Below are 8896 nucleotides of genomic sequence, written 5' to 3'. Positions count from 1 at the left end.
CGATCTCGGCCGCTGTGGCGCGCGGATTGGCGTAGGCGATATTCTCGCGGATGGTCCCGCTGAAGAGGACCGGCTCCTGCGGCACGATACCGATGGCGCCACGCAACGTGTCGAGCGTGAGATCGCGCACATCGATGCCGTCGAGCGTGATGGCGCCTGCGGTCACATCCCAGAAACGCGGGAGAAGACTCGCGATGGTGGTCTTGCCCGCGCCGCTGCGTCCCACGAGCGCCACCACTTCACCCGGCGCCATGTGCAGCGAGATGTCGCGCACCACGTCGGGCTGTGAAGGCAGATAGCGGAACGCCACCGCGTCGAAACGGACCTCGCCGCGCAGCGGGGCCGGCAGCGTCAACGGCACGTCCGGATCGCGCACGGTGGGTTGGGTGTCGAGCAATTCCCAGACGCGGGTGGCGGCGCCCACGGCCTCCTGGAAGTTGCCGAACAGTGTCGCGAGCGACCCCACGGCCGCGGCCACGAACAGTGCGTAGAAGAGAAATGCCACGAGCGTGCCAGCGGTGAGTTTCCCCGCGAGCACCTGCGTGCCGCCTTGCCAGAGCACGGCCGCTACGGCACCGAACGCCACGAATCCCACCACGCTGAAGAAGAGGGCCCGCGTGCGGGCGCGATGCACGGCCACGCGCACCAGGTCCTTCAGGGCGGCGCCGAAGCGACGCGTTTCCTCCGCCTCGCGCGTGAAGCTCTGCACGGTGCGAATGGCGCCGAAGCTTTCGTCGGCCATGCCCATGGCATCGGCAATCCGATCCTGCACGCTCGTACTCGCCGTGCGGAGCGACTTGCCGAAGAAGATCGCCGCGCCCACCACCAGTGGCACCACGGCCAGCGTGGTGAGCGTGAGGCGGAGGTTCGTCACGAGCATCATGATCGCGCCGCCGACGAGAAAGATCGACTGCCGCGACAGCTCCGACACCCACGTGCTCAACAGCGACTGCAGCAGACCGAGATCGCTGCTCAGGCGGCTTGTGAGTTCCCCCGTGCGGCGTTCCGTGAAGAACGCCGGCGACAGGCGAATGAGATGCGCGAACGTGCGCGCGCGCAGCGCCGCAACGATGCGTTCCGTGCTCGAGCTGAGCAGGTAGACCTGCACGAAGTTGGCGACCGCCTGAACGGCGAACACCGACAGCAGGATGATCGCGATCCGATCGAGCGCCGCGTGATCCTTCTGCTCGAAGGCCGCATCGAGGAGGAACCGCATGACGGCCGGAAACACCAGGCCCGCGGCGGCGGCCACCACGAGAAAGACCGAGGCCACCACCAGGCGACCGCGATACGGCCGCACGAGCGGCACGAGGCGGGACAGCGGCTGGAGGGAAAGCTTGGGGCTGGGCACGACGGAAGATCGCAGGAGGGATGGCGGGGCGCGAGGGGCGTAGTTGCGCGGCGTGGTGCCCAGCGTGGTTGTGCGGCGTGGGTGTGGTGCGGGGGTGCCGTGCGGGGTTGTCGTGCGTGGTTGTCGTGCGTGGTTGTCGTGCGTGGTTGTCGTGCGTGGTTGTCGTGCGTGGTACTACGCGCGATCGCCTACGCGTTGGCACGGACGCGTTGGCGCCTACGCGTTGGAACGAACGCTCTGGCACGAACGCAGAGGGGCGCTGGCAACTACGCGGGCACCGACGCCCCTACGCGGGCAACAACGCCCGAAAAACGCAGCGACCGCTCCCGGCCGAAGGCCGAGGCGGTCGCCCGTTGTTGCCTGCGTGGTTGCCCGCGCCCCTCTGCGTTCGTGCCAACGCGTTCGTTCCAACGCGTAGGTGCCAACGCGTCCGTGCCAGCGCGTAGTCGATCGCGCGTCGTTCAACCACGCTGGAAAACGCTAAGGACAACGCGCTGGACGACGCGCTGGCCTACGCTCAGCGCGCGATCGCCTTGTCCACTCCCATCGCCACGAACAGCAGCGCCAGATAGAGCAGCGAGTACTTGTACACCCACCACGCCGGCGCCGTCCACGGTTCCCCCTTCTGCGCGGCCCACAGCACCTTGAGTACGCCCCACATCAGCAGGCCACCGAGGATCACGGCCGACGCGAGATAGAGCAGGCCGAACGCGCCGTACATCACCGGCAGCACCGTGAGCACCAGCAGGATCACCGTGTACCACACCATCTGGTGCATCGTCTCGCGCTCGCCCCACACCAGCGGCGCCATCGGCACCTTGGCACGGCCGTAGTCCACCTGCTTGAGCAGCGCGAGCGCCCAGAAGTGCGGCGGCGTCCAATAGAACACGATGAGGAACAGGCAGAGCGCCGTCACGTCGAGCGTGCCCGTTACCGCGGCCCATCCCACCAGCGGTGGGAACGCGCCGGCGGCGCCGCCGATCACGATGTTCTGCGGGCTCGTGCGCTTGAGGATGCGCGTGTAGATGAACACGTAGAAGTAAAAGCCCGCCAACGCGAGCCCCGCCGTGAGCACGTTCACGAAATGCGCGAGCATCCACGTGGCGAACGTGGCGCAGGCCACGCCGAACGCGAGCACCTGCGTGGGCGTCATGCGGCCGCTCGGAATCGGACGCAGGCGCGTCCGCGCCATCACGTCATCGATGTCGCGGTCGATGTACATGTTCACCGCGTTCGCGCCGCCGGCCATGAGATAGCCGCCGACCATCACGAGCAATACCGTCCACAGGCTCGGGCTCCCCGCCGCATACATCGGGGCGGCCGTCGTCACGAGCAGCAGCGAGATGATGCGCGGCTTCGTGAGGGCGACGAGGTCACGCGACAACGGCGTCTCGGTCGGGGCCCCCACGGGCTTCTCGTGGTTCGACGGGGTGTTCACCGGAGCAACACTGCTGGCCATACGCGATCTGCCTCGGTCACACGAAGGGCATGGCGCGCCAGGCGCCATAGAAGAGCGCGACGAGGCCGATGATGGGCAGGAGGACCTGCACGATCTCGGCCCAGCGTCGCGGAGCAGGGACAGCGCTGTTGGTCGGCGCTGCCGGGAGCGTGCGGAACACCGCACGCATGATGAAGAGCTGGGCCACACCACAGATCGCCACCGCCATCCAGAACAGGGCGGTCAACAGGGTGGGGGACAGCATGGAGTGACTCGGGGAGTTCATGACAGGTGAAAACTAGACGGTGGATCGAGGTGGTGAACCCCCGTCCCGCGTACTACCATAGCGATTATGGCTAAGCCCAACGCCCCCTCCGCTTCTGCCGCCCCCAGCGCGGCCCCGCAGGAACTGCCCCGGACGCTCGGTCTCTGGAGCGCCATTGCCGTGCTCGTCGGCACCACGATCGGCTCCGGGATCTTCCGGTCGCCGGCCGGCATCGCTGACAAGCTGCCCGGCCCACTCCCCTTGATGGCCGTGTGGGCCATGGGCGGACTGTTCGCCCTCTGTGGCGCCCTCACCCTCGCCGAACTGGCCGGCGCCATGCCGCGCACGGGCGGCTATTTCGTCTACATCCGGGAAGCGTGGGGCCGCCTTCCCGCCTTCCTCTACGGGTGGGCCGAGTTCACGCTCATCCGCGCCGCCGCGCTGGGCGGGATCTCCCTCACCTTCGGCCAGTACGCGCTGCGCGCCGTGGGCATCGACCCCAGCATCGCGCCGTACGACGACTACGCGCACTATCTCGCCGCCGGCGCGCTCGTCCTCATGGCCGCCATCAACGTGGTCGGACTGCGCTGGGGTTCACTCGTGCAGAACGTCACCACGGTCGCCAAGTACGGCGGACTCGTGATCATCGTGCTGCTGGCCTTCGCGATCGGCCTGCCGCAGACGGGGGGCAATTTCACCCCCGCGGCTCCGCCGGGCAGCTTCAGCGTCTCCGCGTTCGGTCTCGCCCTCGTGAGCGTACTCTGGGCCTTCGACGGCTGGGGCGATCTCGCCAAGGTGAGCGGCGAAGTGAAGGACCCCGAGCGCACGCTCCCCAAGGCCATCGTGCTCGGCACGCTCGCCATCATCGCCATCTACCTGCTCGCCAACCTCGCGTACCTCAGCGTGCTCAACGTGGAGGAGATGCGGAAGGCGCCGCTCGTCGCGGCTGACGTCGCGCTGCGGCTCGTCGGCCCCATCGGCGTGACGCTGGTCTCGCTCACCGTGCTGCTCTCCACCTTCGGCAGCGTGAACGGGTCGCTGCTCACCGGCCCGCGCATCTTCTTCGCCATGGCCGACGATGGGCTGTTCTTCAAGCAGGTGGCCAAGGTGCACCCCACGTTCAAGACGCCGTACGTGGCCATCATCATGACCGGCACCCTCGGCGTGGCCTTCGTGCTGCTGCGCAGCTTCGAGCAGCTCGCCGACATCTTCGTGACCGCGAGCCTCGTGTTCTACATCATGAGCATCGGCGCCGTGTTCAAGTTGCGTCGCCGCCCCGACTGGAATCCGCCGGTGAAGACGCCGCTCTATCCGTTCGTGCCGGCGCTCTTCTGCCTCGCGGTGCTCTTCCTCCTGGGCAATGCGCTGATGGATCCGGCGCAGCGCATTCCGACCCTTGGCGTGTTCGGCGTGATTCTGTTGGGCGTGCCGGTGTTCTATGCGACGGTGGGGCGGAAGGCGAAGTGAGCGTGTGAGGGGCTGAAAGCCCTCCCCCACGACCTTCCATGCAAAACAAAAGGGGGAGCCGGCATCGCCGGCTCCCCCTTCGTCATCCAACCAGCCCCGAAGGACTTAGTTGAAGATGTACCGCAGACCCAGCTGCATGCGCCACACGTCGCCCGTGAACGCCGTGCGCTCGAAGCTGTTCGAGAGCAGCGTCGTCGGGTTGAGGTTGGCCATGCGGTACAGTGCGCGGCCGTTCGCGTCGGCGCCACGCGCCACCAGCGGACGGTTGTTGACCGCACGCAGCCCCTGACCCCAGTTGTCGTTCAGCATGTTGCCGAAGTTCAGGATGTCGAGGCGCAGCTGCAGCGTGTTCTTCTGCCCGCCGAGGCGAGCGAAGATGTCCTGCGTGATGCTCACGTCGGCGTTGTAGACCATCGGGAGGAACACCGCGCCACGCTCGGCGTACTGGCCGCGACGCGACTGCAGGTACTTGTCCTGGTTGATGAACGCTTCGAACGCGTCCTGCTGCTCCGCCACCGAGAACAGGCGGCCGCCCGTCGGGGTGTAGGCTTCGAAGTTCATCTCCGCGCGATCCTTCGGCACGTAGATGAGCTCGTTGTTCGCGATACCGTCGCCGTTGAGGTCACCCGAGTAGGTGTAGCTCGTGTTGCCGGCGTTGCGGCCTTCGAAGTAGAACGAGACGCCCGTCTTGCCGAAGTCGAAATAGCGCTTCTCGTACGTCGCCGTCACGAAGAAGCGGTGACCGGCAGCCGTGCCCGAGATACCCACGCCCGGGTTGTTGCCGTCGCGGACGATCGGGTTGCCCGTGAAGCTACCACCGGCGATCGAGCCCGGGTCTACCGTGTTGCGCGACATGCCGTAGCTGTACGCGGCCTTGGCGAAGAAGCCGTTGCTGAAGCCCCGCTCAAGGGCAAACGCCGCGTTCCACGCCGAGCCCACGTCCTGGTTCTTCAGGACAATGGCATTGGTCACGTTGCAGTTGAGGCGCACCTGAAGGCCGGCGGCCGGGCAGGTGTCGCTATAACGCGGACGGTTGTCCGGGCCGACGAAGGCACCCGTCGGGGCGGCAAGGTTGGCGTCGATGTAGTACACACCGTTCACGTCCTTGCTGTACAGGAACTCGGCCGTGGCGTTGAGGCCCCAGAAGAGGCGGCGGTCCACGGCGAGGTTCGAGCGCCAGATCTGCGGGAACTTGAACGTCGGGTCGGTCAGCGCCAGTTCGTACTGCGCCGCCGGCTGACCCGTGACGGTCGTCGGCTTGTACGCGTTCGGGTTCGGGTTGAACGGGCGGCTACGCGTGTTGTCTACCGACTCGAAGCCGGTGAGCACACCGTTGTTGCCGACCTGGTTCGAGATCCACACGTACGCCGGACGACCGGTGAAGATACCCGTACCGCCGCGCACCTGCGTCTTCTGATCACCCGTCACGTCCCAGTTGAAGCCGAGGCGCGGGCTCCAGAGCAGGTTCGCGTCGGGGAGCTTCTGCGTCTGGTACTGCACCGCGTTGCCCTTCTCGTCGCGGAACGTGTAGCCGTTCGCCTGGGCATTGGTGAAGCCGGTTTCGCCGAACACCGGCACGTCCATGCGCAGACCCGCCGTGAAGCGCAGGTTGTCGCTCGCGCGATACTCGTCCTGCAGGTAGATCCCGCCGTACATCACTTCGAGCGGCTGGACCGGCTTCTCCTGACCCGGGATGTTCGCCCAGCGCACCTGGAAGCGACGCGCCGTCACGGGCGACGTCGTGCGATTCGGGTTCGCGAGGTAGTCGTTGGCGTCGGTGTAGAAGTCAGCCAGCGAGTTGTACACGTACGAGCTCTGCGAGCCCGGGAAGAACACGTTCTCCGACTCGTAGCGCTCGAACGTACCGCCGATCGTGAACTCGTGCTTGTCGCGCGAGATGGTCAGGTTGTTCTGGATCTGGAAGCTCTTGTAGCGGAGCTCGTTGTTCGGCGTGAACGGCTCGAAGCCGAACGACGTGTACGCCGTACCGTCCTGCAGGATGTCGACGAACGGGAAGATCGACCCGCGCGACTGGCGGCTTTCGTCCTGCGACGTGAAGCCGATGATGAAGTTGTTCGCCATGCGATCGCCGAACAGCGAGTTCCACTCACCCACTACCGACCGGATGTTCTCCTTGATCTGGTAGTTGGAGTTCTGGAAGGAGAGGAACGTATTGTTGGCCGCGCGGCCGAAGCCCAGCGAAGCCGACGTGGAGAGGTTCACGTCGGTGTTCGAGTTCAGTGCGGTGTAGCGGAGGCTGAACTTGTTCTTGTCGTTCAGGTTGTAGTCGAGGCGCGTCAGGATACGCTGCGACGGCGTCTCGTTGTCGTACCCGCTGTAGGGGCCGGTCTCGTACTTGAACCGATCGCGCAGGAACGTGCTCAGGTTGTTCATGTCCGACGCGAGCACGCGGGTCATGTTGCCCGTCACCGCGGCGCCGCCCGGGTTGGCCGTGCGGAGGATACCCGGCTGCGTCTGCTTGTCTTCTTCGTAGCTGGTGAAGAAGAAGAGCTTGTCCTTGATGAGCGGACCGCCGAGACGGGCACCCACCTGCGCGTAGTTGAACGTGCCGGGGTTGAACGCGGCCGCGCCGGCCTGGCGACCCACCAGATCCTCGTTGCGGAGGAAGTAGTAAGCTGAGCCGGTGAACTGGTTCGTACCCGAGCGGGTGACGGTGTTGACGCCGGCGCCCGTGAAGTTGCCCTGGCGCACGTCGTACGGCGCGATGTTCACCTGGATCTGCTCGATGGCGTCGAGCGAGATCGGGGCCACGCCCGTACGGTCACCCGGCTGACCGCCGAGACCGAACGAGTTGTTGAAGTACGACCCGTCGACCGTGATGTTGTTCAGGCGGTTGTCCTGACCGGCGAAGCTCGAACCGCTCGCCTGCGGCGTGAGGCGTGTGAAGTCGCCGATACGACGCGAGATCGTGGGCAGGTTTTCAATGGCCTGACGGGTCACCGACGTGGCGGCACCGGTGCGCGTCGTGCTGAGCGCGCTCGGGTCGGCCTGCGTGGTGATCGCCTGCAGCTGCACGGCCGCGTTGGTGAGCACGAAGCGCACATCGCTCGTGACACCAAGCGTCAGGGCCGCCACTTCGCGCGTTTCCTTGCGGAAGCCGAGGGCCGACGCCGTGATCTGGTACGGGCCGCCGATACGCATACCGATGATGGCGAACGCGCCGTCTGCGCGGGTGCCCGAGCTGTAGCGCGTGCCCGAGGGCTGGTGCACAGCATCGATGCGAACGTTTTCGATGGGCTTGCCCGTGGAGTCGGTCACCGTCCCGCGAATCGCGGACGTCGTGACCTGGGCCTCCACCGGGCGAGCGGTCGCGAGGGCAAACATCGCCACAGCGCCCGCAATCCAGGTGCGACCTGCACGCCGGACCAGGTGAAACATGAAATGCTCCTGAGATCGTGAGGGAAGGGGCCGGTGCACCGAGGCGGACACGCCCGGGTGTTCACAAAGGGAAACCGGCCAGCATCAAATGTAACAAACCCGAGTCCGGGTACAGGGACCGCGGATCCGGGGGTGGCGGCCGTTACGGAGATGTTGCGGGCCGACGGGGACCTAACGCATGGAGGGCGAGGCCGGTTCGCTTTCTCTTTTGTGGAATAGTCTCCGTCGCGCTTCCGGAGAAAGGGTGAAAAAGGGGCCCTTTCCCCGGTTCTCCCGAAGGCGCCAAAAGCAAAAGGGGGCCCACCGGGCCCCCTTCGCATCCACCAGCCGACCCGCCGATCAGAAGATCTTGAGGTTGATGTACTTCCGGGGATTCTTCTGCAGATCCATCACCAGCGAGTCCATCCGCGCCAGCAGCGTATCCACCCGTGCGTACACCGCCGGGTCGTTCATCAGCTTCCCGGCCGTGCCGGAGCCGTTGTTCACCTTCGCCACCAGCTGCTGCACCTGCGCGTTCGTTTCCTTGAAGTCGCGCGAGAGCTGCTCGAAGCTCGCACTCGTCGCCCGCAGGTTCACGATCGTGCTGTCCACCTTCGCCGAGTCAACACTCGAGAGCGTCTTCCGCAGCTGCGCCTGCGTCAGCGTGAGCTGACGCGACTGCTCGGCCGCTACCGACGAGAGCTGCGCCACGAGCTTCGTGAGGTCGGTGACCGTCTGGCGCACGTCCTTCATACCGCCCCCCTCCACGAACTGGGCGCGTGCCTCGCCGGTGAGCGCCCGCACATCGAGGGCGATCGAGTCCCCCTTCTCGAGCAGCTGACCCACCCCCGGGGACCCAACGCCCGTGGGGATCGTGTCCCCGGCGGCCATCTTGCCCTCCACCCCCTTCACCGGGGTGAGCGCGATCAGCATGTCGCCGAAAATGCCGTTCGCTTCCACCGTGGCTGTGGTGCCCTGGGGGATCTTGTACTGGTTC

General features: G+C 66.2%; 6 protein-coding genes. 1 reads left to right on the top strand and 5 read right to left on the bottom strand.

From position 1 onward, the window contains the following. From ACIQ6O_RS09210 to ACIQ6O_RS09200, 3 genes are all read right to left on the bottom strand, one after another. Window positions 1–1351, bottom strand: a 1351-nt coding sequence (locus ACIQ6O_RS09210) for an ABC transporter ATP-binding protein (RefSeq protein ID WP_396207491.1), incomplete at its 3' end; no start/stop codon positions are given. A gap of 517 nt (window positions 1352–1868) precedes the next feature. After that, on the bottom strand, window positions 1869–2810 hold the full coding sequence (locus tag ACIQ6O_RS09205; protein WP_396207490.1) for a heme o synthase: 942 nt from the start codon (window positions 2808–2810) through the stop codon (window positions 1869–1871). 16 nt (window positions 2811–2826) lie between these two features. Then, entirely contained in the window at window positions 2827–3075 is a 249-nt protein-coding gene (locus tag ACIQ6O_RS09200; RefSeq protein ID WP_396207489.1) for a hypothetical protein, read from the bottom strand. A 66-nt stretch (window positions 3076–3141) separates the two neighbouring features. Between ACIQ6O_RS09200 and ACIQ6O_RS09195 the strand changes: the two genes are divergently transcribed. Further along, window positions 3142–4521, top strand: a complete 1380-nt coding sequence (locus ACIQ6O_RS09195; protein ID WP_396207488.1) for an APC family permease — start codon at window positions 3142–3144, stop codon at window positions 4519–4521. Between the two features lie 105 nt (window positions 4522–4626). Here ACIQ6O_RS09195 and ACIQ6O_RS09190 read toward each other — a convergent pair whose 3' ends face one another. Both ACIQ6O_RS09190 and ACIQ6O_RS09185 read right to left on the bottom strand, forming a co-directional pair. After that, entirely contained in the window at window positions 4627–7920 is a 3294-nt protein-coding gene (locus tag ACIQ6O_RS09190; protein WP_396207487.1) for a carboxypeptidase regulatory-like domain-containing protein, read from the bottom strand. A 339-nt stretch (window positions 7921–8259) separates the two neighbouring features. After that, a partial coding sequence (locus ACIQ6O_RS09185) for an MlaD family protein (RefSeq protein ID WP_396207486.1) occupies window positions 8260–8896 on the bottom strand: 637 nt, incomplete at its 5' end.

It is taken from the genome of Gemmatimonas sp. (assembly GCF_044345575.1).
Lineage (GTDB): Bacteria > Gemmatimonadota > Gemmatimonadetes > Gemmatimonadales > Gemmatimonadaceae > Gemmatimonas.
This window is presented reverse-complemented; position numbering and strand designations above follow the sequence as displayed.